Origin of the sequence: Mesorhizobium sp. B2-5-3 (assembly GCF_006441005.1) — a bacterium.
Classification (GTDB): domain Bacteria; phylum Pseudomonadota; class Alphaproteobacteria; order Rhizobiales; family Rhizobiaceae; genus Mesorhizobium.
In genome coordinates, this window is record NZ_VFUS01000004.1 from 57,094 (window position 1) to 80,010 (window position 22,917).

Annotated in this window: 23 protein-coding genes, 1 other RNA gene and 1 pseudogene; 14 read left to right on the top strand and 11 right to left on the bottom strand. The window is 63.2% G+C overall.

The genetic code is table 11. From position 1 onward, the window contains the following. Positions 1 to 70: 70 nt before the first annotated feature. Together tam and FJ867_RS10585 are read left to right on the top strand one after the other, a co-directional pair. Positions 71 to 853, top strand: a complete 783-nt coding sequence (tam, locus tag FJ867_RS10580) for a trans-aconitate 2-methyltransferase (RefSeq protein ID WP_140516640.1) — start codon at positions 71 to 73, stop codon at positions 851 to 853. Positions 854 to 1,074: 221 nt separating this feature from the next. Next, a complete protein-coding gene (locus FJ867_RS10585; RefSeq protein ID WP_140516638.1) occupies positions 1,075 to 2,196 on the top strand; it encodes a beta-ketoacyl-ACP synthase III in 1,122 nt (373 codons plus the stop codon). A 15-nt stretch (positions 2,197 to 2,211) separates the two neighbouring features. Here FJ867_RS10585 and FJ867_RS10590 read toward each other — a convergent pair whose 3' ends face one another. Next, positions 2,212 to 2,778: an isoprenylcysteine carboxylmethyltransferase family protein gene (locus tag FJ867_RS10590; protein WP_140516636.1), complete on the bottom strand. Its 567-nt coding sequence runs from the start codon at positions 2,776 to 2,778 to the stop codon at positions 2,212 to 2,214. Between the two features lie 180 nt (positions 2,779 to 2,958). On the opposite strand from FJ867_RS10590, the gene FJ867_RS10595 reads away from it, so the two are divergent. Next, positions 2,959 to 3,585, top strand: coding sequence for an MOSC domain-containing protein (locus FJ867_RS10595; RefSeq protein WP_140516634.1), 627 nt, complete (start codon positions 2,959 to 2,961; stop codon positions 3,583 to 3,585). 48 nt (positions 3,586 to 3,633) lie between these two features. Here FJ867_RS10595 and FJ867_RS10600 read toward each other — a convergent pair whose 3' ends face one another. The 4 genes from FJ867_RS10600 to tsaA all read right to left on the bottom strand — a co-directional run bounded on the left by FJ867_RS10600 (position 3,634) and on the right by tsaA (position 6,532). Continuing rightward, positions 3,634 to 4,473 (bottom strand): SDR family oxidoreductase, encoded by an 840-nt coding sequence (locus FJ867_RS10600; protein WP_140495160.1) that lies wholly within the window; start codon positions 4,471 to 4,473, stop codon positions 3,634 to 3,636. Between the two features lie 135 nt (positions 4,474 to 4,608). Beyond that, complete coding sequence (locus FJ867_RS10605; RefSeq protein ID WP_140817349.1) at positions 4,609 to 5,565, bottom strand: aminotransferase class IV; 957 nt, start codon at positions 5,563 to 5,565, stop codon at positions 4,609 to 4,611. Positions 5,566 to 5,696: 131 nt separating this feature from the next. Continuing rightward, positions 5,697 to 6,011 carry a DUF2293 domain-containing protein gene (locus FJ867_RS10610; RefSeq protein WP_140495859.1) on the bottom strand — a complete coding sequence of 105 codons (315 nt, stop codon included), beginning with the start codon at positions 6,009 to 6,011 and terminating at the stop codon, positions 5,697 to 5,699. Continuing rightward, positions 6,011 to 6,532 carry a tRNA (N6-threonylcarbamoyladenosine(37)-N6)-methyltransferase TrmO gene (gene tsaA / locus FJ867_RS10615; RefSeq protein WP_140516630.1) on the bottom strand — a complete coding sequence of 174 codons (522 nt, stop codon included), beginning with the start codon at positions 6,530 to 6,532 and terminating at the stop codon, positions 6,011 to 6,013. The genes FJ867_RS10610 and tsaA overlap by 1 nt, the downstream gene beginning before the upstream one ends. Positions 6,533 to 6,711: 179 nt before the next feature. Here tsaA and FJ867_RS10620 point away from each other — a divergent pair, with 179 nt between their 5' ends. After that, complete coding sequence (locus FJ867_RS10620) at positions 6,712 to 7,734, top strand: metalloregulator ArsR/SmtB family transcription factor (RefSeq protein ID WP_140495166.1); 1,023 nt, start codon at positions 6,712 to 6,714, stop codon at positions 7,732 to 7,734. Beyond that, positions 7,734 to 8,651, top strand: coding sequence for a methylenetetrahydrofolate reductase [NAD(P)H] (metF, locus tag FJ867_RS10625; RefSeq protein ID WP_140495168.1), 918 nt, complete (start codon positions 7,734 to 7,736; stop codon positions 8,649 to 8,651). Before FJ867_RS10620 ends, metF begins: the two co-directional genes overlap by 1 nt. A 372-nt stretch (positions 8,652 to 9,023) precedes the next feature. On the opposite strand, the gene FJ867_RS10630 is transcribed toward metF, so the two are convergent. Next, positions 9,024 to 9,953 carry a DMT family transporter gene (locus FJ867_RS10630; protein WP_140516628.1) on the bottom strand — a complete coding sequence of 310 codons (930 nt, stop codon included), beginning with the start codon at positions 9,951 to 9,953 and terminating at the stop codon, positions 9,024 to 9,026. A gap of 207 nt (positions 9,954 to 10,160) precedes the next feature. Here FJ867_RS10630 and FJ867_RS10635 point away from each other — a divergent pair, with 207 nt between their 5' ends. Then, positions 10,161 to 11,381, top strand: a complete 1,221-nt coding sequence (locus FJ867_RS10635; protein ID WP_140516626.1) for an alanine racemase — start codon at positions 10,161 to 10,163, stop codon at positions 11,379 to 11,381. A gap of 45 nt (positions 11,382 to 11,426) precedes the next feature. On the opposite strand, the gene FJ867_RS10640 is transcribed toward FJ867_RS10635, so the two are convergent. Beyond that, a complete protein-coding gene (locus tag FJ867_RS10640; protein WP_140516624.1) occupies positions 11,427 to 12,605 on the bottom strand; it encodes a lytic murein transglycosylase in 1,179 nt (392 codons plus the stop codon). Between the two features lie 186 nt (positions 12,606 to 12,791). Further along, positions 12,792 to 13,586 carry a GH25 family lysozyme gene (locus FJ867_RS10645; RefSeq protein WP_140516622.1) on the bottom strand — a complete coding sequence of 265 codons (795 nt, stop codon included), beginning with the start codon at positions 13,584 to 13,586 and terminating at the stop codon, positions 12,792 to 12,794. A 316-nt stretch (positions 13,587 to 13,902) separates the two neighbouring features. On the opposite strand from FJ867_RS10645, the gene FJ867_RS10650 reads away from it, so the two are divergent. Beyond that, positions 13,903 to 15,282: a serine hydrolase gene (locus FJ867_RS10650; protein ID WP_140817351.1), complete on the top strand. Its 1,380-nt coding sequence runs from the start codon at positions 13,903 to 13,905 to the stop codon at positions 15,280 to 15,282. A gap of 4 nt (positions 15,283 to 15,286) precedes the next feature. Here FJ867_RS10650 and FJ867_RS10655 read toward each other — a convergent pair whose 3' ends face one another. Together FJ867_RS10655 and FJ867_RS10660 are read right to left on the bottom strand one after the other, a co-directional pair. Beyond that, positions 15,287 to 15,952, bottom strand: a complete 666-nt coding sequence (locus tag FJ867_RS10655; RefSeq protein ID WP_140557525.1) for a class I SAM-dependent methyltransferase — start codon at positions 15,950 to 15,952, stop codon at positions 15,287 to 15,289. Continuing rightward, entirely contained in the window at positions 15,949 to 17,196 is a 1,248-nt protein-coding gene (locus FJ867_RS10660) for a DUF3419 family protein (RefSeq protein ID WP_246675034.1), read from the bottom strand. Before FJ867_RS10660 ends, FJ867_RS10655 begins: the two co-directional genes overlap by 4 nt. A gap of 235 nt (positions 17,197 to 17,431) precedes the next feature. Between FJ867_RS10660 and FJ867_RS10665 the strand changes: the two genes are divergently transcribed. From FJ867_RS10665 to FJ867_RS29355, 7 genes and pseudogenes are all read left to right on the top strand, one after another. Further along, entirely contained in the window at positions 17,432 to 17,641 is a 210-nt protein-coding gene (locus FJ867_RS10665) for a hypothetical protein (protein ID WP_140495184.1), read from the top strand. 155 nt (positions 17,642 to 17,796) lie between these two features. Then, positions 17,797 to 18,516: a DnaJ family molecular chaperone gene (locus FJ867_RS10670; protein ID WP_140495186.1), complete on the top strand. Its 720-nt coding sequence runs from the start codon at positions 17,797 to 17,799 to the stop codon at positions 18,514 to 18,516. After that, complete coding sequence (locus tag FJ867_RS10675) at positions 18,513 to 19,268, top strand: N-acetylmuramoyl-L-alanine amidase (protein ID WP_140516616.1); 756 nt, start codon at positions 18,513 to 18,515, stop codon at positions 19,266 to 19,268. The genes FJ867_RS10670 and FJ867_RS10675 overlap by 4 nt, the downstream gene beginning before the upstream one ends. A 210-nt stretch (positions 19,269 to 19,478) precedes the next feature. Next, positions 19,479 to 20,195, top strand: coding sequence for a transglycosylase SLT domain-containing protein (locus FJ867_RS10680; protein WP_140495190.1), 717 nt, complete (start codon positions 19,479 to 19,481; stop codon positions 20,193 to 20,195). Between the two features lie 65 nt (positions 20,196 to 20,260). Beyond that, positions 20,261 to 20,670, top strand: an RNA gene (gene rnpB, locus FJ867_RS10685) — RNase P RNA component class A. Between the two features lie 172 nt (positions 20,671 to 20,842). Further along, positions 20,843 to 21,118 (top strand): type II toxin-antitoxin system ParD family antitoxin, encoded by a 276-nt coding sequence (locus tag FJ867_RS10690; RefSeq protein ID WP_140495192.1) that lies wholly within the window; start codon positions 20,843 to 20,845, stop codon positions 21,116 to 21,118. 47 nt (positions 21,119 to 21,165) lie between these two features. Beyond that, a pseudogene (locus tag FJ867_RS29355) lies at positions 21,166 to 21,297 on the top strand (type II toxin-antitoxin system RelE/ParE family toxin); the annotation flags it as partial. A gap of 127 nt (positions 21,298 to 21,424) precedes the next feature. On the opposite strand, the gene FJ867_RS10700 reads toward FJ867_RS29355, so the two are convergent. Next, positions 21,425 to 22,540 carry a cystathionine gamma-lyase gene (locus FJ867_RS10700; protein ID WP_140516714.1) on the bottom strand — a complete coding sequence of 372 codons (1,116 nt, stop codon included), beginning with the start codon at positions 22,538 to 22,540 and terminating at the stop codon, positions 21,425 to 21,427. Positions 22,541 to 22,917: the final 377 nt, after the last annotated feature.

Genomic DNA, 22,917 nt, shown 5'->3' on the forward strand with positions numbered 1-22,917 from the left:
CGTCACCCAATTGGGATAGCCGGCTTGTCGCGCCGGTCATGGAAGGTGGCAACCGCCGCGAGGTGTACCGTTGAACAGCCCAGCAAAGCCCGATTGGTCCGCCGCCCAATATTTGAAGTTCGAGGACGAGCGCACGCGTCCGGCGCGAGACCTGGTGGCTCAGGTGCCCGTCGATTTTCCACACAGGGTTGTCGACATAGGCTGCGGGCCGGGCAACTCGACCGAGCTTCTGGTCGAGCGCTGGCCGGATGCGCAGGTGAGCGGCTTCGACACGTCTCCCGACATGATCGAGAAGGCTAGGGCACGCCTGCCCAATGTCAGCTTCGACCTTGCCGATGCCTCGACATGGGCGCCGGCTCAACCGGTCCATGTGATCTTCGCCAATGCCGTGTTCCAGTGGCTGCCGGAACATCCTGATGTCTTCCAGCGGCTGATGGGGTTTCTTGCGCCCGGCGGCGCGCTCGCCGTGCAGATGCCAGACAATATGGGCGAGGATTCCCACAGGCTGATGCGCGAGACCGCCGCCGAAATGCCGTTTGCCGCGAAGATGAAGGGCGCGGCGCGCGCGCCGCTGCCGCCGGTGTCGTTCTATTATGATCTGTTGTCGCCGCTCTCGGACCGGCTCGACATCTGGCACACGGTCTATAACCATCCGCTGGCCGACGCCGGGGCGATCGTGGAATGGGTGAAGTCGACGGGCTTGAAGCCTTTTGTCGACCCGCTCGATGCGGACGAGAAGATGCTGTTCCTCGAAAGCTACACGGCCAAGATCGCCAAGGCCTATGAGAAGACCGCAAATGGCAAGGTGCTGTTGCGTTTCCCGCGCATTTTCATTGTCGCCAAGCGGGCTTGAACGACCAACGTCGATGAGGAGCCGGGGCAGTTCGTGTGCAGCCGCGACGACGGCGCATGCTGGAACAACTCACAGACTAACACCAAACTGTGCGCATGGTGGGGGGACGTGGGAACCGGTTTAAGCTGGCATAAACCGGCTCAATGCGACAAGGGTTGCGCCGGGCCTCCCTTACGCCCACATCAAAGCCCCTGAACGCCTGCGGATGGGACGGACTGGACATGCATCGCGTCATCATCAGCGGTATCGGCGTCGAAATCCCCGAGCCAGAGATCAGCAATGAGGAACTGGTCGCCAGTTTCAACAGCTGGGTCGACACGGAAAACGCGCGCCGGTCGGGCACGGACCAGCCGCTGCTGCAGAAATCGGACAGCGACTTCATCGTCCACGCCTCGGGCGTGCGCAGCCGTCATGTGATCGAGCGCGAAGGCATACTCGACCCGACCCGTATGGCGCCGCGCATTCCCGCACGGCCGGACGATGCGCTGTCGCTGGAGGCCGAGTTCGGCATCGCTTCGGCCCGCAAGGCGCTTGACCATGCCGGGTTGCTGCCCTCCGATATCGACCTAGTGATCTGCTCGGCCTCGCACCACCAGCGGCCCTATCCTGCGATCGCCATCGAGATGCAGCAGGCCCTGGGCACCAGGGGGGCGGGCTTCGACATGGGGCTCGGCTGTTCCTCTGCCGCGGCAGCATTGCACATGGCGGTCAATCTCGTGCGTGCGGGCGCCCACAAGCGCATCCTGGTGACGACGCCCGAGATCATCACCGGCCATCTCAATTTCCGCGACCGGCAGACGCATTTCATCTTCGGCGACGCCTCGGTGTCGATGGTGGTCGAAGGGCTGGCACTCGGCGAGAAACGGCCGGGACGTTTCGAAGTGCTCGACACGCGCATCTGGACGCAGATGTCGAACAACATCCGCACCAATCTCGGCTACCACACCCGCACCGCACAGGACGATCCCTACAGGATCGATCTGGAGGGCAATCTGATCAAGCAGGTCGGCAACAAGGTGTTCAAGGAAGTCACCGTCGCCGGGCACAAATTCATCGTGGAGTTCCTGGCCGAGCACGGCCTGACGCCGCAGGCGGTGCGACGCTTCTGGCTGCACCAGGCCAATGCGCGCATGAACGCCATGATCCTGAAACTCTCATTCGGCCACGAGGTCGATCATGACCGCGCGCCCATGGTGCTGGAGCGTCTCGGCAACACGGCGGGCGCCGGCGCCATCGTCGCGCTGTCGGAGAACCATGCCGACATGAAGGCGGGCGACTTCGGGCTGATCTGCGCTTTCGGCGCGGGGTATTCGATCGGCGGCGCGCTGCTGCGGATGCTGTAGGACGCGCTTGCCGCTTCAGGCCGGCGAAAAGGGAACGAGCATCGGCACGCGGCGCGCGTAATCGTCATAGGCGGGCCCAAGCTCGCCGCGCAGGAAACTTTCCTCCAGCCTCGCCTTGATGACGATCCCGACAAGCAGCAGGGCGGCGCCCGCGACGCCCCATACCGTGCCCTTGACGGCCATGGTGGCGAGGACCGAAAGCAGCAGGCCGGTATAGATCGGATGACGGACAAGCGCGTAAGGGCCGGTGTCGATGATGCGATGATCGGCCTTGGCCGTTACCGTGCTGGACCACAGCCGGCCGAGATGCAGGCGGGCCCACCATGCAAAGCCGATGCCGATGGCGATCAAGGCGATGCAAATCCAGGCTTGGGTGAGCGTCAGTGTCCAGAGCCGAAGCCGACCCACATAGCCGTGCGCCGGGACGAACAGCAGGACGGTACCGGCGAGCCAGAGAACCCGATATCGCGCCTCCGCCCTGAAATCCGCCCGCTTGCGCACGGGATCGGCCCATGATGCGGCAAGGATCCACGATACCAGCCAGAACAACCAGAGCGCGGCAACGGCGTGTCCCACCTGCATGACCCGAACCTCCTCCCGATCTGGCGCCATCGTCTATGCCCGCGGCGCGGCGGCAATGCGGTGCGCTGAGGACGGCAACGGCGTTTCCGGTAAGAAAGTCGTGATCGGCATCAAACGGCGTGATCGGATCATCAGCGCTTTCGACTGGACCGCATTGCGGAGGGCCTCTAGACGAGACTGATGCAGGAAACCAACCTCGACCTTTTTCCGGCGGACCTGACGGTCGACATCGTGCCGGGCCGCAAGCTGGCGGCAAGAGCGGCGGCGCTCTATGCCGCTCCGTTCGACCATTTCGAAACCAAGGCGGTCGAGGAATTGCAGTTGGGCTTCGACGGCATAGCGGGCGATTTTCATGCCGGGATAACGCGACGCTCCGGCGGGCGCGAACCCTGGTATCAGCGCGGCACCGAGATGCGCAACGAGAGACAATTGTCGCTGGTGTCGGCGGACGAACTCGCGCTGGTCGCCGAACGCATGGGCCTCAAGGAGATCAAGCCTGAGTGGATCGGCGCCAATTTGCTGATCGAAGGGATACCGCATCTTTCGATGCTGCCATCCGGCTCGCTGCTGTTCTTCAAGGGCGGCGTGACGGTCAAGATCGATGCCCAGAACAAGCCATGCCGCGTCGCCGGACAGTCGATCTCCGAGCATGTCCGGGCGGCGGACCGCGACGCCACCGCGCTGCTCTTCCCGAAAGTCGCCAAGCGGCTGCGGGGCCTTGTCGCCTGGGTCGAGAAGTCCGGAATCGTCAGGTCCGGCGAGGAAATCTCCGTGCGGGTGCCCGAGCAGTGGATTTATCGCGCCTGACGAGGCAGCCTCGCCGCCGCTCGAAACGGCGTGGGCTGAGTGATCTGACTAGGCCTTGCGGTTCTTGTTGGCGCCTTGCGCCATGACGGAGACATGGTCCCACTTTTCCCAGGTGGCGATGCGGTTGGCGTATTCCTGTTTGATCATCGGCAGCCCGCCGTCGCCGAAGAATACCCTGAGAGGCGGCTCGGCCGCGTCGACGATGGCCAGCATCGCCGGTCCGGTGGCCTCGGGATCGCCGGCCACCGCGCGGCTGCGGCGCTCCGCCATGGCGGCGCGGACGGGCGCATAGGCGTCAAGCGCTTTCGAGACCTTTGCAGACGGACCGGCCCAGTCGGTGGAGAAGCCGCCGGGCTCGACCAGCGTGACATGGATGCCGAACTCGGCGACCTCGAGGCTCAGCGACTGGCTGAAAGCTTCCAGCGCCCATTTCGAGGCGTGGTAGAGGCCAAGCGAGGCGAAGGCATTGACGCCGCCGATCGAAGAGATCTGGATGATGTGGCCGGAGCGCTGCGCACGCATGATCGGCAAGGCGGCCTGGGTGACCCACAGCGCGCCGAACACATTGGTTTCGATCTGGTCGCGGGCTTCCTGCTCGCTGACCTCCTCGATGGCGCCGAAATGGCCATAGCCGGCATTGTTGACGACGACGTCGAGCCGGCCAAAGCGCTTGTGCGCCCCGGTGATTGCGGCATCGACGGCTTTCTTGTCGGTGACGTCGAGCTTTATCGCCGCGATGTTGTCGCCATACTTCTCGACGAGATCGGCGAGTGTGCCGGCATCGCGGGCGGTTGCCGCGACGCGGTCGCCGCGAGCGAGCGCGGCCTCGGCCCAGACCCGGCCAAAACCTTTCGACGATCCGGTGATGAACCAAACCTTGTTTGTCATGATGAAGTCCTTGCCCGTGCAAGCTGGAATTTTTTCAGAGATAAGTGGAGGCCTCTCCGCTTTGTGCCATATACGGTGCGTCCCGCGACTTTCCAGAGGCGGTGGCGGAATTATTTGGACGGGAGCGGCGACCGGTCAGGGGTAGCGTACAGCGCTCGACCAGGCCGGATCCTTATGCTTGTCCCAATAGAGCGCCATCAGTCGGCCGGTAATCGCGCCGGGCCTGCCGTCCGCGACTGGGCTGCCGTCGATCATCGTGACCGGCATGATGCCGCCGGCGGTAGAGGTGATGAAGACCTCGTCGGCCTCGCGCAATGCCGCGACACTGACGTCCGCCGGGGTGGCGAAGAGGCCTTCCAGCGCACAGAGATCGAAGACAGTGCGGCGGGTTATGCCGGGTAGCACGCCGATCGCCGGCGTCGAGAGCTTGTTGTCCTTGATACAGAAGACGTTGAAGCCCGGACCTTCGGCGACATTGCCGTTGAAGTCGAGAATGAGCGCTGTCTCGGCGCCGCGGTCATAGGCATCGTAAAGGCCGCGCACCAGGTCGAGCCAGTGGTAGTTCTTGATCGCCGAGTCGATCGAGGCCGGCGGAATGCGCACCTTGTCGCTGATGGCGACATTGAGGCCGCGCTGTAACTGCTCGGGATTGGCGACCGAGCCGAACGGCACGGCAAACGCCATGAAGCGGTTGATCGCCTGGCGCGGATCGCGGCTGAAAGTAGGGGAAGCGCCGCGCGTGCACAGCATTTCGACATAGGCGGCGCTGTGTCCCGACAGTGCCACGCAATTGTGCAGGATCTCCGTCACGCCATCGCGGTCGAACGGGATCGTCATGCGCAATTTCTCCAGTCCGCCGAAGAAGCGGTCGAGATGCAGGTCAAGCCGGAAGAAGCAGCCGTTCCAGACATGCACCGTGTCGTAAGTGGCATCGGAATGCAGGAATCCCCAATCCAGCACCGAGATCTTGGCCTGCGACATCGGCAGGTACTGGCCGTCGAGGAAGGCGATGCCGTGGGGATAAGCATGCGGGTCGACGTGGCGGTCGCTCACCACAGGCAGCGGCCGTGTATCCTGTGCGGTCTGGCTCATCGGCACCTCCTTGCATCACAGGCTATCGGTGTCAGGCAGAGGGCATAGAGCCAGTCATCCGGCGTCGTTCGTCCTCGAAGTGAAAAGCTGCCAGCCATGCTACCGAGCGCCGTGCCGGACCGGCAACAGCTTCAATCATCCTCGTCGTCGGCGTCGAGCAGGCGGGTGGCGCGCCAGCGGGTAAGTACGACATTGGTCTGCTCGATGACGAAGAAACGCGCCGAGTCGCGGTCATAACCTTCGGCGAGCAGCTTTTCGTAGTCGGTATGGGCGTGGCGGATATGGGCAACCGTCGCCAGCCACACGGCAATGGTCGGCGGCAAGGTCTTCATGTGGACGGAGCCGGCATCCGCTCGGATCTTCTCCATATCGGCATAGGGCGCCAGCGGCAGAAGCGCGGTCAACGCCTTGGCGACGGCGCGCCGACGGCCGGTCGGCGCCTTCATCATTCGTCGCGCCCTTCGATGGTCGCCTCGGCGAAGGCATCGGTCGATGCGAAATAGGGTTTTATGTCGACCACCGGGGTGCCGTCGAGCACGTCGATGGCGTCGATCTCGATGCGCCCGGTGGCGAGGTCGAGCGCAACCAGTTTCGCCACATGCAGGCCGATCGGGTTCGGTCGGGCAGGGGAGCGCAGGCCGAATACGCCTTTTGCTTCAGCCGCATGGCGCGGTTTCTGCACGATCAGAGTCCGCGGCGCGTGGTGGAGCCACGACAGGATGACGAGATGGCTGGTGCGCTCCAGCCCTTGCAGGCCGGCGCGGTAGGGCGGGTCGATCGTCAGTGCTGCCGGCTGCCCGGTCTCGCGCGCCGCGCGCATGTTCTTGGGGCAGGTTTCGCGCGTCGTCCATGGTGAGGCGATACGGCCGATGAAGACGACGCCGCCATCCGCCGGCATCAGCGCCGGATCGATCTCGAGCCTTTTTTCACCCTCCCGCACCTCAAACATCTCACGCCGCCCGGTCATTTTATCCATCTTTTTGTTGACGCATGTCTTGCCCTGAAACCGCTACACATTTTTAGGCGCGACATGCACCGAGAAATCACGCCTGCGGCATTTTCTTGTCCGGAAGCGACATAGCGCTTGCAAGGCTGTGAAAATCGACATAAACATATGTTTATATCTTTTTCAAAGAGAATACGCTGATGCATGTCGCGCTCGACACCATGGTGGACACATTGAAGGCGGCGGCCGAATCGAGCCGCTTGCGCATACTGGCGCTGCTGTCGCGCGGTGATCTCACCGTGTCCGATCTTACCGAGATTCTCGGCCAGTCGCAGCCGCGCGTGTCGCGGCACCTGAAGCTGCTCCTGGAGGCCGGGCTGATCGGCCGTTACCAGGAGGGGTCGTGGGCTTTCTTCCGGCTGTCGGATACGGATTCCGCGCGCGACTTCGTGCTGCGGCTGGTCGCCGGCATTCGCGGCGCCGATCCGCAGGTCGAGCGCGATCTCGAGCGGCTGGCCTCGGTCAAGCGCAAGCGGCAGGACCGCGCGGCGGAGTATTTTTCGCAGAACGCGGCAAGCTGGGACCATATCCGCTCCCTGCACGTGCCTGACCGTGCGGTCGAGGCAGCCCTCATGAAGCTCGTCGGCAAGCGGCCGTTCCAGTCGATGCTCGATCTCGGCACCGGCACCGGACGCCTCTTGGAGATATTCTCGCCGCTCTACCGGCGCGGCATCGGCATCGACATGTCGCGCGAGATGCTGACCGTCGCGCGCGCCAACCTCGACAAGGCCGGCGTCTCCAATGCTCAGGTGCGGCAGGGCGACATCTTCTCGCCGCCGGTCGAGCGCGACGCCTTCGATCTCGTCACCATCCATCAGGTGCTGCATTATCTCGATGATCCTGCGCGCGCCATCCATGAGGCGGCGCGGCTGCTGCGCCCTTCCGGACGGCTGGTGATCGTCGATTTCGCGCCGCATACCCTGGAATTCCTGCGCGACGAGCACGCGCATATGCGCCTCGGCTTTTCCGACCGGCAGATCGGCGAGTGGTTCTCCGAAGCGGGCCTTGATCTCGAAGATGCCCAGGAGTTCGAGCCGCGCGGCGGCACCGAGGCCAGGCTCACGGTCAAGCTCTGGCTTGGCCGCGACCGGCGCCTGCTGATCGCCGATCCTGCCAATGACAGCCAGCAGACCAAAGTGAGTTCGATAGGGGAAATCGCCTGATGAACCAGTTCCGCTTTTCCCGCCGCCCCGACATTGGCGACAAGGTCAGGGTTTCCTTCGAATTCTTCCCGCCAAAGTCGGACGAGATGGAAGCGAGGCTGTGGGACACGGTCACCCGACTGGAACCGCTGAAGCCGAAATTCGTCTCGGTGACCTATGGCGCCGGCGGTTCGACTCGGGAGCGCACGGCACGCACCGTAGGCCGCATCCTGAAGGAGACCAGCCTGACGCCGGCAGCGCACATGACCTGCGTCGACGCCCCGCGCCCTCAGGTCGATGCGGTGATCCAGGAATTCGCCGACATGGGTGTGAAGCGGTTCGTCGCCCTGCGCGGTGATCCGGCCGCGGGCGTCGGCACCGCCTATCGTCCGCACCCGGACGGCTATGCCAATGGCGCCGAGCTGGTCGGTGCGCTGAAGAGCGCCGGCGATTTCGACATCTCGGTCTCGGCCTATCCGGAAAAGCATCCGGAAAGCCCCGACTTCGCCACCGACATCGACATGCTGAAGCGCAAGGTCGATAATGGCGCGACGCGGGCGATCACCCAGTTCTTCTTCGACAACGATCTCTACGAGCGCTATGTCGAGCGCGCGCGTCGAGCCGGCATCTACATTCCGATCGTGCCGGGCATCCTGCCGGTGCACAATTTCACCCAGGTCGCCAATTTCTCGGCACGTTGCGGCGCGCTGGTGCCGGCATGGCTGGCCGAACGTTTCGACGGCCTGCAGAATGATCCGCAGACGCATGCGTTGGTCGCGTCGGCGGTGGCGGCCGAGCAGGTGCTGGACCTGGTCGAGCGGGGCGTGGGCGATTTCCACTTCTATACGATGAACCGGGCCGACCTCGTCTTTGCCGTCTGCCACATGATCGGCATCCGCTCGCATGAGGCGGAAGTGGCTGGCTCCGCAGCCGCCTGAACCGGGCTTGAGTTGCAGAAAGGCCGGGTAAAAACCCGGCCTTTCAAACTGGTTGATTATTGGGTGCTGGTCTTCCCCGTTTTTGGCGGGTTCAGGGAAGAACGCCTATAATGAGGGCGCCGATGAATGCAAACGCAGCACAGATCATCAATGCGTTGATTGGCCTCGTAAGTCCCATGACATAGCCTCCTCTTAAAGAGCTATGGCCGGAGTCTAGGGTCATTTGTGCCACAGGCAAGCGGAAAATGTGCTGCATTGCGACGCGATTGTGGAGCTTGCGACCTCGTTTTCGCCGTTAGGCGTTGAAACTTCTAGGCAAAAACCAGATACGAACCTGTGAATAAATTATGGCGGCTTCGTGTCGTTGGCATGTCATGGCAGCGCTACCCTGCGGATGAACAGGCGCCCGTCTATGGTCACCAGGCCGAGACCGATCAGCATCATGCCGCCGATTTCGAACAATTCCAGCCGCTCGCCGAGGAACAGGAAACCGAGCAGCATGGCACTCACCGGCACGATCAGCGTCACCAGGGAGGCGTTGGTGGCGCCGGCCGAGGCGACGAGGTTGAAATAGAGGATATAGGCGAAGGCGGTGGACAGCAGCGCCAGCGCCAGCACCGCCGCCCAGACCGGCGGCGAGGCCGAGAACAGGCCCGCGGGACCGTGCGCAAGCAGCACCACCGGGATCATGATGATGGTCGAGGCGGTCAGCTGCCCGGTGGCAATGACCGGCGAGGGCACGCCCTTGAAGCGACGGGCGACCATCAGTGCGACGCCGTAGGACAACGATGCTCCGATCAGCGCGAATTTGGCCCAGACCGGGCCGCCGAGGCCGGCAACCAGGCCGGGGCCGATCATCACAGCCGTGCCGGCGACGCCAAGCGCAATGCCGGCCAGCTTGTTCCAGGAGAGCTTCTCGTCCGATGTCAGGGCGTTGGCGAGGATCAGCGTCCAGAACGGCGTGGTCGCATTGAGCACCGAGGCGACGCCGGCGCCAAGCTCGGTCTGGCCGGCGAAGATCAGCGAAAAAGGCACGACGTTGTTGGTGAAGGCCAGCAGGAAGAACAGTCCTGCATGAGGAAGGGCAAGGCGGAAGGATGGGCCGCGCAGGAAGAGATAGAGCTGTAAAGCGAGTGCCGCGATGGCGACGCGAAACAATACCAGCACCAGCGGGTGAAGCTCCGCCACGGCAATGCGGGCGAAGAGAAAGGAGCCGCCCCAGATCGCGCCGAGCAGCAGAAGCTGCGCCCAGTCCTTGAGCGCCATCGGTCCGCGCGGTGCTGATGTCGCGGCTATTGCCATGTGATGCGTCCTCCCCGGACGGCCGAATGCAGGCAGCCAGACAGAGGCCATATCGGGTTCGCAGGCAAGAACCACCCGAAACCTGCCCGATGGCATGTCTCCCCTGACAAGCCTAGCGCCCTGCCGCCAGGCGCAAGAGACACAGAATTGTTTTCATTGGCCGCTAGCTTGGATTAATTGTGCGCAGGCTAGGTCAAGGATTCGTCCATGCAGCGATTCGAGAATGCCCGCGAGGCGGCACTGGCGCTTCGCCCGGACGATCCGGTCTACTGCTTCCGCCCGCAGGTGCTGAAGGCCGATGCCTTGCAGTTCATGGGCATGTTCCCCGGCAAGACGGCCTATGCGGTCAAGACCAATGGCGAGCAGATCGTGCTGAAGACGCTGGTCGAGGCCGGCGTCTCCGCCTTCGACGTGGCCTCGCCCGGCGAGTTCGCCGCCGTGCGCGCGGTCTCGGCCGATGCCGAGATGCTCTACATGCATCCCGTCAAGGCGCAGTCGGACATCAAGCTGGCGCTGGAGAAATACGGCATCCGCGTCATTGCGCTCGACCACGAAGACGAGATCACCAAACTGACGCGGGTGGTCAGGGCACTCGACATTGACCCGGGCGCAATCAGCGTGTTCGTTCGAGTGCAGACCAAGGGCCATGCGGCTTACGAGCTGTCGAAGAAGTTCGGCGCCGGGCCGGCCTATGCGGTCGAGCTCGCCGAGCGGCTGAACCGTACCGGCTACAAGGTCGGCCTGTGCTTCCATGTCGGCAGCCAGATCGAGGACCCCGACACCTACGAAAGGGCATTGGCTTCCGCCGATTGGGTGCGCAACCGGCTGACCTTCGACCTGGCCGGTCTCGATGTCGGCGGCGGTTTTCCGGCCGAATACGGGCATGATCCCAACCGCAAGCAAGTCGCGATGCCGTCGCTCGGCCAGATCATGTCGCGGCTTTCTGGAGACCTCAAGGAATACCAGTTCGACCAGATGCCGCTGGTGGCCGAGCCCGGCCGGGTGATCGTGGCGCGCTGCCTGTCGCTGATCGTGCGGGTGCTTTTGCGCAAGGGCAAGCGGCTCTACATCAATGACGGCATCTGGGCGTCGCTGTCGGATTCATGGACCGGCAAGATCACGCTGCCGGCGCGCTTCATTCCCGATCCGGCGATCCGCACGCGCAATGGCGACGAGAAAACCATCGTGCCGTTCAAGGTCTGCGGCGCGACCTGCGATTCCGTCGACATATTGTCGCGGCCGTTCTGGCTGCCGGAAACCGTCGACACCGGCGACTGGATCGAGATCGGCCATATCGGCGCCTATTCGCTGTCGCTGAGAACCCGTTTCAACGGCTTCTATCCCGACACTTTCGTCGAGGTGGCGACGTCCTTCGACGAAGGCGACGCGCCGGTGGGATTGGCGAGTCTGGAGACGATGGCGGATTAAGTAGGGAGTAGGGAGTAGGGAAATGGCTCCGTCACTACTTACTACTCACAGCTTCGCTAAAAGCTCCGGCGTCGGCCAGCCGTCCACGGGCAATCCCAGCCGCGTCTGCTCCTTGCGGATCGCTTCGCGGGTGTTGGTGCCCAGGATCCCGTCGACCGTGCCAACATCATAGCCCTTGGCCTCCAGTTTGGTCTGCAAAGCCTTCATCTGCTCGTTGTTGAGGCCTGGTTCAGGATTGCGCGGGTCGATCGGTGGCGCGCCGGCAAGCCGCGCGGCAAGATTGGCCGCGGTCAGCGCGTAGGTGAAGGACTGGTTCCATTCGAGATAGACGTCGAAATTTTCGTAAGTGAGGAAGGCCGGCCCCTTGCGGCCCATGGGCAGCGCCAGCCCGGCCTTCAGGCCCTTGTCGACCAGCGGCGAGCCGTCGGGATTGGTAACACCCCACTGCGTCCACTGTGTCAGCGGCAATTTGTTTGTGCGCCCGGTCTGTTCCCATGGCATCTCGTCGGGCACGCGCACTTCCTGGATCCAGGGCTCGTCGCGTTTCCAGCCGCGCGACAGCACCTTGTTGGCCGTCGTCATGATCACGTCCGGCACGCTGCCCCGCAGGTCGATCTTGCCGTCGCCGTCGCCGTCGACGCCACGGGCAAGATAATCCGAAGGCAGGATCTGCGTCTGGCCGATCTCTCCAGCCCAGGCGCCGTTGACGTCGGCCGGCAGCACGCCATGGTCGATCAATTCCAGCAGTGGCACCAACTGCTGCCGGAACAGCTGCGGGCGGCGGCAGTCATGGGAAAGCGTCACCAGCGCGCTGAGCGTATGGAAATCGCCCTGCACGGCGCCGAAATCGGTCTCCAGCGCCCAGAAAGCGGTGATGACCGGCGCCTGGACGCCGAACTGCTGGTCGGCGCGGGCGAAGATATCGGCATATTTCTTCATGTTCGCCGCGCCCTGCTTCAGCCGGTAGGCCGAGATCATCCGGTTGGAGAACTCGATGAAGGTCTGGGTGAAGACGCCCTGCGCACGGTCGCGCGCCAGGGCCCTCTCGTCGAAGCTGGCATCCTCGAGCGCTTCGAGGCCGACAGGGCCGACACCCGCCGCCTTGGCTTCCGCTGCCACGCCCTGCTTCCAGGTTTCGAAGTCGCCGCCACATTCCTGCGCCATCGCCGGCAAGGCCGTGGCGCACAGGAACAGCACCGCGAGGGCTTGGGGACGCAGTCGCATAGACTTCCTTTCGACATTCAGGATTCCCGGGCGGCCTTGCTGTCCATCTGGATGCGCGTCGCCCCGGAATACCGGCGGTTGCACTCTTGGCCGCCGGCCGTGTCGAAAGCAGGCGGCAGGCCCGGTGTCAACGGGTGTTCTGCAGCAACCCTTCCTCCGGGCGGCTTGGCACCCGTTGACACGGTGTCAACGGGTGTTCTGCCTCAACCATTTGTCCCAGGCGGCTTGGCTGCCGTTGAAGACGTTTATATCGGACTTGCCGATCATGCCGGGAACGATGCCGGTTCCCGTATACTGCCAGAAGGTGAAGGGGTGGCTGCCATATTTCTGACGCGGGTGGCCGGCGACGGAGCGTAGCCAGTAGGGATAACCGCGGAAGGTCGACAGCTCGTTGTCTTCAAAGAAGTCTACCGACGTGTAGATGATCGGCTTCTTGCCGTAATGCCGCTCGACGATTTCGAGGAAGGTGGTCATCTCCGCGCGCACGGTGGCCGGGTCGGGGCGCAGCCTGCAGGTCGGCGATTTCGGGTTCCATTCCATGTCCAGCACCGGCGGCATGGCCGAACGGTCGACGGGGACGTTGCGGATGAACCAGCGCGCCTGTACCGCCGCCGGAGTGCAGAAATAGAAGAAATGATAGGCGGCACGAGGAACGCCGGCGGCTTTGGTGCGCGCCCAATGCTCGTTGAAATAATCATCGAAACGGTCGCCGCCCTCCGTCGCCTTGATGAAAGCGAAGGAAATACCGCTGGCCTTGGCGGTCGGCCAGTCGACCGAGGTCTGGTATTTTGAGACGTCGGTGCCGTGAACTGCGTAATTCCAGGGCGCGCCGCTGTCCCATTCATGCGGCTTGGAATCGGCGAAGCGGGGCGCGCGCACCGCAACCGAAGGGGTGCTGGATGGCGACAGTGGCGACAGATCCTCCACGGTCGAGCAGGCGCCCAGCAGCGTCAGCATGAAAAGGGCCGCGAGACGGCGCATTGCAACTCCCGAGCCGGTTGCAGCCGGTTGCTGATGGGTCTGTGCACTGATGGCCGGCGCTTGGTCTGGCCCCCGCCGGACGATCGCCCCACAGCATCGCCCGGTATATCGCCAAAACGCGCATTTTTTCGGCGCGCTTTGATTTTGTTTCCTGCCGTGATCCCAAAAACGCGGCGCGCTGTTGGGCGACATGCACCTGTGATCGCCGATCATGGTTGATATCTGGTTGACGACGCTCGACAAGGCCCATGATTTTGCGGAAGCAATGGCGGCAAATCGATGACATGGATCGAGCCTGGATTCGGGGGCGGGAAAGATGCGGATCATTGCCAAGATCGTCAAACGGCTGCTCGGCCTGGTGGTGCTGGCGGTCGTGGCGCTGTTTGGGTGGCTCTATTTCGCGCCGCCCGAACTGATCCGGGTCGGCTCGGGCTATTCGGCAAAGATCGTCTGCTCGAACGTTTTCGTCGCCGGGCGCGATGCCAACGAGGTGCTTGCCGTCGATGTGCAGGCGCCCGGTCATCCCTTGCTCAAACTGATGCGGGTCTCGGTCGACAAGAACCGGGGCACAGTTTCCGCCGGCCTGCTTGGCTTCCTCGGCAAGAGCATCGCGGTTTCTCGCGACGGGCTGGGCTGCGCCTCGGTTCCGGATGGCGATGTCGGCAAGGCGCGGCGCACGGCGATCCATGTCGAACCCTCGGCGGCAAGACAGGATGCGCTGTGGCCGGAAGGCGAGCGGGTCGAAGCCTCGCAGAACTCGGAGGTGGCGAAGATCGTCGACGATGCCGCCATGACCGGCGCCGGCATGCGCGCCGTGGTGGTGGTCAAGAACGGCCGCGTCGTGGCGGAACGCTATGGCGAGGGCTTTTCCGCCCGAACGCCGTTGCTCGGCTGGTCGATGACCAAGACGGTCAATGCCGCCATAGTCGGCACGCTGGTCAAGAACGGCAAGATGGCGATGACCAACCAGGGCCTTTTCGCGCCGTGGAAGGCCGATGGCCGCGCCGCGATCAGCCTTGCCGACATGATGGCGATGTCGAGCGGGCTGGAATTCAACGAAGACTATGGCGACGTCGCCGACGTGACGCGCATGCTCTATCTCGAACCCGACATGGCGGGCTTTGCCGAAGCCAAGCCGCTCACGGGCGAGGTGGGCAAGGTGTTCTCCTATTCGAGCGGAACGGCGGTGATGCTGTCGCGGCTCTGGCAGGATGCGGTCGGCGACAAGGCCAAGGCGTTGACGTGGCCGCGCACCGCGCTGTTCGAGCCGCTGGGCATGCACAGCGCCGTGCTCGAGACCGACGAACAGGGCACGTTCGTCGGCTCATCCTATTTCTACGCCACCGCCCATGACTGGGCCCGCTTCGGCCAGTTCCTGCTGCAGGGCGGGGTCTGGAACGGCAACCAGATACTGCCGGCCGGTTTCGTCGACTGGATGCGCGAACCTGCGTCGGCCTCGAAAGTCTACAGCAAGGGGCAATTGTGGATCGAGGCGCCGGGCGACGAGGAAAACCCCGGTGCCGGCGTGGCGGCGGGCCTGCCCAAGGACACCTATTGGATGGAGGGGCATGATGGGCAGACCGTCGCCATCATTCCATCCGAGCAATTAGTGGTGGTGCGGCTCGGCCTGACGCCGGCCAAGCTGGGCTACAGGCCGCAGACCATGGTCGGGGCATTGGTGAAGGCGCTGCGCTAGCCAATCAGCTGCTCGGCCGGACCACCGCCAGCCAGGCGTAGCCGCGATAAAGTGTGCGGAAACGGAAGGTTGCGCCGATTTTTCGCGATTCCGATTCCAGCACCTCGCGCAACATTTCACGGGGCGTGACGTGGAATTTTCTGAGCCAGCCGCGAAGCAGGGTCCGAAACCAGTCCGGCAGGCCTTCCTGCTGGCCGAAGTCGACGATGTGCAGGGAACCGCCCGGAGCGAGCGTTGCCAGCGCGGCGGAGACCGTCTTTTCCCAGCCTGGGATCATCGACAATGAATAGGAGACGAAGACACGGTCGAAGCTGTCGCGGCCGAACAGCGCCTTTACGTCGAACTCCGTGGCGTCGCCCCTTGCCAGCATGACCCGATCGGACAGGCCTTCGCGGGCAATCGCGGTGCCCGCGGTCTCCAGCATCTCTGCCGAAATGTCGAGGCCATAGAAGCGCGCGCCGGGAAAGCTGCGGGCGGCGAGGATGATGTTTCGCCCGGTGCCGCAGCCGAGCTCCAGCACCGTGCCGCCCGGCGGAACGTCCAGCCCTGATATCAGCCGGTCGCGGCCGAGCAGATAATATTTGCGGGTCAGGTCGTAGATGTGACGCTGCCAGCGGTAGACACCGTCCATCAGTTCGGCGTGATTGGCCGGCAGCTCGGTAGTGCTCATGAGGCGCGCTTCACGTACAGATGAAAGCCGCCATAGATTGCCGAGCGGTCGCGGGTGGAGAATTCGCGCGAGGCATCGCTCTCGTAGCTCCACTGGTCGAGCAGGGAAGCGGAGACGCGGCCCGGCAGCAGACTTGGCTCGGCCGCAGTGCGGAAGATGACACGCGCGCCGGCGGAGGCGGTGCGGGTGATTTCCGACCACAGCGCATTGAGCTGGTCGTCGGTCATCCAGTCCTGCGCGTCGAGCAGGATGAAACGGTCGACGGAACCCGCGTCCTTGCCTGCCAGGAATTCGATCAGATTGGCATGATGAATGGCGACGCGGTCTACATTGCCGCGAATGGCCTCATAGTTCTGCCTTTCAAGATAGGCGGGCAGGGCGGCTTCGCCGGGTTGGGGGTAGCGCCTGGCAAAGGCTTGCCAAGCGAAATAGTTGTTTTTCAATGGAAAGTCGCAGGCGAGCTTTTCCAGCCGGGCTTTCAGCACACTGGCCATGGTGCCGTCGCCGGACGTGATGAGAGAGTCATATTGCGCCGGCGGGATGCCGAGGCCGAACAGCGAGGCCTTGCGCGAGGTCGCCCATTTCAAAAGCGGCTTTTCGAACACCGGGGCCAGCTCCTGGTGGAAGAAGCGGCGCTGCTCGTCAATGTTCCTGGCCTGCATGATGCCGGCGGGGTCGACGCCGAAGAATTTAGCCGTGCGGTGGCCCATGGCGATGAACAGGCCAAGCAGGCCGGTCTGGTAGAAATTGCGGTCGAAGACGGCGATGCGCCTGATGCCGCGCCAGTTGCGGCGCTCCCAATAGTGGCGGCTGACCGGATCGAGATGCGGCGCGATGAAGCGGTCGTAAGCCTGAGAATTGTGGTCGTTGCCGGCGGCACCGAAGAAGCGAAACAGGTCGCCCTGCGAAGGCAGGTGGCGCACCGCCTCCAGCTTCATGCAGTTCAGGGCTATGTGAGCGGCATTGAGATCGACGGCGTCGATCCTGGCCGGCGACCGGGTGAGATAGGCCAGGATATTGCAACCGCCGGAGGCAATAGTGACGACGCGGTGGCCTTCGCCAAGCTGCATTGCGTCCATGTCGACATCGGGATCTTCCCAGATCTGCGGATAGACCAGGCCCGAAAACAGGAAGGCGAACAGCCGTTCGGAAATTCCTGCCTTCGACAGGGGGCGGTTCTGGTAGACGGCTTTTCCAACTTCCTTGCCACGGCGAAAGATCAGATCTGCGGAAACGTCCGTCATGGCAAGGTGATTCCCCATTTGCTTTGCCGCAAGCGGGTAACGCCCGGCTATGACAGGTGGATGACAGCGATCCGCACAGGGGAGCGCAAAGCTGTTTCACCCCCGGGGAGGCGCAAGGGGAGGATGCGAGCGATGTTACATGCGGAAACGCATCGTTACGAAACCCATGGCTGAGTGATGCATTTCCTTCTCGACCGTTCACTGCAACGTGAGCGTGTGTTGAAGGAGAGATATCATGAAAAAACTCATTCTTGCGTCGGTGTCCGCGCTTGCGCTGCTCGGCGTCGCTGCATGCAGCGACAGCGGCACGGGGACGGATAACACCACCACCCAGAGCACCAATCCGCCGGCCGAGCAGCCAATGAAACCTGCGGCGCCCGCGGATAATTCGACCAAGCCTGCCGAGCCGGCTCCGGCAACGCCCGCTCCTGCGCCCGCGCAGTAGTCCATTAGTACCTGTGTTCTGGCGAAGGGCCGGCGTCATGCCGGCCCTTCGCCCAGGCGGGTAGTGGTTCCGACACGAGATCGATTGTCGTCGGAGGTATGATGCCGGCCGTTATTGGCTTGATAGCGGGGACCGGTTGGCTCTAAGAAGCGGCCATGTCGATTTGGGACCGCCTCGGCGACTTCATCACGCGGATTTCGTCCTCAGCCTCGTCGGGCGTCGCCGACGTGGTCGAGGCTGTACGCACCGTTTTTTCCGGCGATGCGGATTTGCGCCGTCGCGTCGCTTTCTCGGTGGCGATGATTGCGCTCTCGGCCAAGATGGCCAAGGCCGACGGGGTCGTCACCCAGGATGAGATACGCGCCTTCCAGGAAATATTCGAGGTGCCGCCAAAGGAGACGCGCAACGTGGCGCGGCTCTATGATCTGGCCAAACGTGACGTTGCCGGCTTCGAGACCTATGCCGAGCGCATGGCGCAGCTTTGTGGCTCCGGCCATTCGAACTGCATGATGCTGGAGGATATACTCGATGGCCTGTTCCACATCGCCAAGGCCGACGGGCTGATCCATGAGCGTGAAGGCCAGTTCCTGCACCGCATCGCCGAAATCTTCCGCATAGACGAGGTGCACTACGAGGCGATCCTTGCCAGGCACGTCAATCTTGGTGCGGCCGACCCCTATGTCGTGCTCGGCATCGAGCGCGGCAAGCCGTTCGAGGAGGTCAGGAAACGCTACCGCAAGCTGGTTTCCGACAATCATCCGGACCGGCTGATCGCGCGTGGCCTGCCGCAGGAATTCATCAAGATCGCGACGACGAGGCTCGCGGCGATCAACACCGCCTATGAGATGATCGAGCGGGGCCTGCGGCACGCATGAGCGGCTTCCTGCCCGACGAGCCGAGCGCCGAGGTCAGGGTATCGCCGAATTTCGGGCCACGGCGCGAGACGCTGAAGCCCGACATGATCGTGCTGCACTATACCGGCATGCCGACAGGCGCCGGGGCCGAGGCGTGGCTGTGCGACCCGGCCAGCGAAGTCTCCTCGCACTATCTGGTGCATGAGAACGGCCATATCGTGCAGATGGTCCGGGAAAGCGACCGCGCCTGGCACGCTGGGAAGAGTTCGTGGTTCGGACGCACCGACATCAACTCCTGTTCCGTCGGCATCGAGATCGTCAACCCGGGGCATTCATTGGGTTATCCCGGTTTTCCCAAGCGACAGATCGATGCGGTGATCGGCTTGTGTGCCGGAATTGCCAGCCGGCATGCGATTGCCCCCCAGCGGGTGCTGGCGCACTCCGACGTGGCGCCGGGGCGCAAGATCGATCCGGGCGAGAAGTTTCCCTGGCGGGCCCTGTTCGAGGCCGGCGTCGGCCACTTGGTGGCGGCGGCACCGATCAGGCGCGGCGCCGTGCTGAAGACCGGCGACGCTGGCGCCGATGTCGAGGCGCTGCAATCGATGCTGGCGCTCTACGGCTATGGGGTCGAAATATCGGGTGTTTTCGACCAGCAGACGCGGGTCGTGGTCGAGGCTTTCCAGCGTCATTTCCGGCCACGCCGGATCGATGGAGTGGCGGACGGATCGACGATACGCACGCTTCAACGGCTGCTCGCTTCCCCCGGAACTTGACCTTAGGTCAGGATGCCGTCCAAGTAATGCTTTTCCGACATTAGGTTACAAACTGTCACTTAAAGTGAATTGCCCCGCCTTCATTGCGCGCAATTCGGGCCTCAAAGGGCAATCCGTACAGTTTGTCGGGCGTCTAACCCCCGGATGATCCGACATTAATCAAGCAATGCCGCGCGGAGATCTTCGCGCGTTCAGACAGAACAGGATCACATGCAGAAATTGACCGTTGTAACGGCAGCTCTTGCTGCCGGCGTAATGACTTTTGCCTTCGGAACGGCGAGCGCCGCGCCGCTGAGCCCACGGGCCGATCAGGGGCTCGTCGCAGCGACCGCCAAGGGCAAGGCCATTTCGGCCAAAAGCAGCAAGGATGTGAGGGCGGCGAAGCGGTCTTCCGCGAAGGTGGAGAAGGCGAGCTGGACCAAGGCCAAGAAGCCGAGCACAAAACAGAAGACCAGGCGAGGCCGCAAGGCCGTTGATAAAACGACGACGGCATCGATCGGGATCAAGGAAGCAGTGGCCTCGACGGCAGCGGTGGCCAGTGGCGATCAGTATTCGGCCATCGTGGCGCGCTATGCCGCGAGCTATGGCGTGCCGGCGTCGCTCGCTCACGCCGTGATCAAGATCGAGAGCAACTATCGGCCGAACCTCGTCGGCGGCGCCGGCGAAATCGGCTTGATGCAGATCAAGCCGGCGACGGCGCGGATGATGGGCTATAGCGGCTCGGCCAATGGGCTCTTCAATCCGGACACCAACATCAAATACGGCATGAAGTATCTTGCCATGGCGCGGGATCTCGGCGGCGGCACGACGTGCGGCACGATCCTGAAATACAATGCCGGCCACGGCGCCACCCGAATGAACCCGGTCTCGGCCGCCTATTGCAGCAAGGTCAAGGTGCAACTGGCGGCTGTCGGGTCGCCGGCGTGACAAGAACCGGTCGTAACCGGCTTTTTTAGTTGCGTTTTGTGGCGTGAACCCCTTTATACGCCTGGCCAGCTGGCCGGGCGGCCGCACCAGCAAAAGCCGAAAGGCTGCGGGTGAGGAAAGTCCGGGCTCCATGGAGACACGGTGCCGGCTAATGGCCGGCGGGGGCGACCCCAGGGAAAGTGCCACAGAAAGCAAACCGCCACGACTTGGCTTTGCCGGGTCGGGGCAAGGGTGAAAGGGTGGGGTAAGAGCCCACCGCGCGACTGGCAACAGGAGCGGCACGGTAAACCCCACCGGGAGCAAGACCGAATAGGGGCGGTGCGAGGGGAAACCCTCGAGGGCTGTTTCCGGCTCACCGTCCGGGTAGGTTGCGTGAGGCGCATGGCAATATGCGCCCAAGATGAATGGCCGCCACGTTCTCGCGCCGCAAGGGGCGAGGGCCATACAGAACCCGGCTTATAGGCCAGCTGGCAGTTTTTCGTCGCGATATCGAAAAGACGAGTTTGCGATCAACAGGTTGCGCCCTCGGGCGCGCCTGTTGATTCAAGCTGGCAGGCCGTTCGCCAGCCAAGTGATATCCCCCGTTGCTTGAAGCTGGTACGATTAAATCGTACCATAGGCAACCAATAGCATTTGGGAATCTTATCATGGGACAGGTCGACAAACGCAGCATCACCCTCTCGCCGGAACTGGCGGCGGCGGTCGACGATGTGGTCGCCGCTGGTGAATATGCTTCGGCTAGCGAGGTGATCCGCGATGCGCTCCGGCAATGGAAGGATCGGCGCGACCTCTTCGGCTATACGGTCGAGGAGTTGCGGAGGTTAGTTCAGGAAGGGATCGACAGCGGACCGGGACGATTTGAATCGATGGACGAAATCAAGGCCGAGGCGCGGAGACGCCTGCGATCTGACGACGCAGGATGAATTTGCTCCCCATCGTCCGGAACGCGCGCGCCGAAGACGATCTGATCATGATCTGGCTGCATATTGCGAGCGACAGCGAGGCCGCAGCCGACCGGCTGCTCGACCGCATCGAGGCGCGGTGGCAGCAACTGGCTACCTATCCTTTCTCAGGCGCGCCACGAGACGATATCGCACCGGGTGTTCGCCATCTGGTCGTCGGCAATTATCTCACCCTGTATCGAGTCAGGGGCGATGCGATCGAATCCTTCGCGTGCTGCACGGCCATCGCAACTTCGAAACCGACGACCTCGGTTCGTAACCGATTTGTCAGTCGCCGATCCTGTCCAGCGACGCCTCGATCGCCGCCCAAAGCTCTTCAACTGGTTCGCAGCCGACCGAGAGGCGGACGAAGCCGGCTGGAACCGCATCGCCGCGCTTCGAACGCCGCTCGGCGGAGGTGTGGACGCCGCCGAAGGATGTCGCGGCCTGCATCAATTCGCAGTTGTTGATGAAATCCTCGGCCTTCTGCTCCGAAGCGAGTTCGAAGGAAACAAGGAAGCCGAAGCGTTCCATCTGGGCACGGGCAAGATTGTGCGAAGGATCGCCTTCCAGGCCGGGATAGCGCAGGCCCGTGATCGCCGGGTGACCTTGCAGGCGCCGCGCGATCACTTCCGCCGAGGAGCACATGCGGTCGAAGCGCACATCGAGCGTTTCGAGGCCACGATGCACAAGCCACGCTTCGAACGGCCCTGGAATGCCGCCGGACGTTTCGCGCCAATCCGTCACCGCGGCGATGATGTCGGCGTTGCGGCTCGCGACATGGCCGAACAGCACGTCGGAGTGGCCGTTGGGCGCCTTAGTGTCCGCGGCGATGACAATATCCGCGCCATGGTCGAGCGGGCGCTGGCCGAAAGGCGTCATGGTCGTATTATCAACGACAAGCAGTGCGCCCGCTTTGTGTGCGGCTGCGGCCACCGCCGCGATATCGCATATGTCCAGCCCCGGATTAGCGGGCGTCTCTACGAAAGCGAGACGATAGCCTTCGAAACCGCCATCGAGGAAGGTCGAGGTTGGCCTCACATCGTAGGCGATGCCGAGTGGTTTCAAGAAGCGTTCGGCCAGTGCCCTTGTCGTGTGATAGCCATCCGAAGGCAGAAGAATGCGGTCGCCGGTCTTGAGGACAGCGAAAAATGCCGCCGAAATCGCCGCCATTCCGGAAGGAAAGGCGACGCAGGGCGCGTCTTCCAGATGCGCCAGCATATGTTCTACCGCATCCCAGGTCGGATTGCTGAAACGGCCATACTGGTTGAAACCGGTGGCGTCGCCAGGCGCGTGAAAGATGGCAGCCATGGTGAGTGGCAGGGGGATGGAATCGCCGACGGCAAGTGCGTTGCGACGGAGGTGGGCAAGAGCCGCGGCGCGCGACCGTGCTGTTTCAGACATCGACATTCCAACCCTCTTGGTGACCCTGGACGTGTGGTGAGACGCTATGCCCGGCAACAGCTCGCGACAAGGCGCGTCCGGTTGGGCCAAGCGGCTCTAAACGCTTCGTTAGGCTTAATGATCCATAAAGACGAGACGTGTTTTCAAAGCCGCTTCCATCGGTCGCGACTGCATGTTGTGAAGCCTGTTCCCGTTGACGCCCATAACACCCCATGATATCCCATATCGATACCAAAGCCTTCGTTCCGCGTCAGAGTGAAGCGTACGCCAATCGGGCAGCCGCGGCGGCTGCGCGTTTGCCGGTTTTCGCCCCTGTCACGGAGGCGGGTTCAGGGCAGGGAACGCGTAGCGGTGGCGCGTGCAACACGACGAAGAGG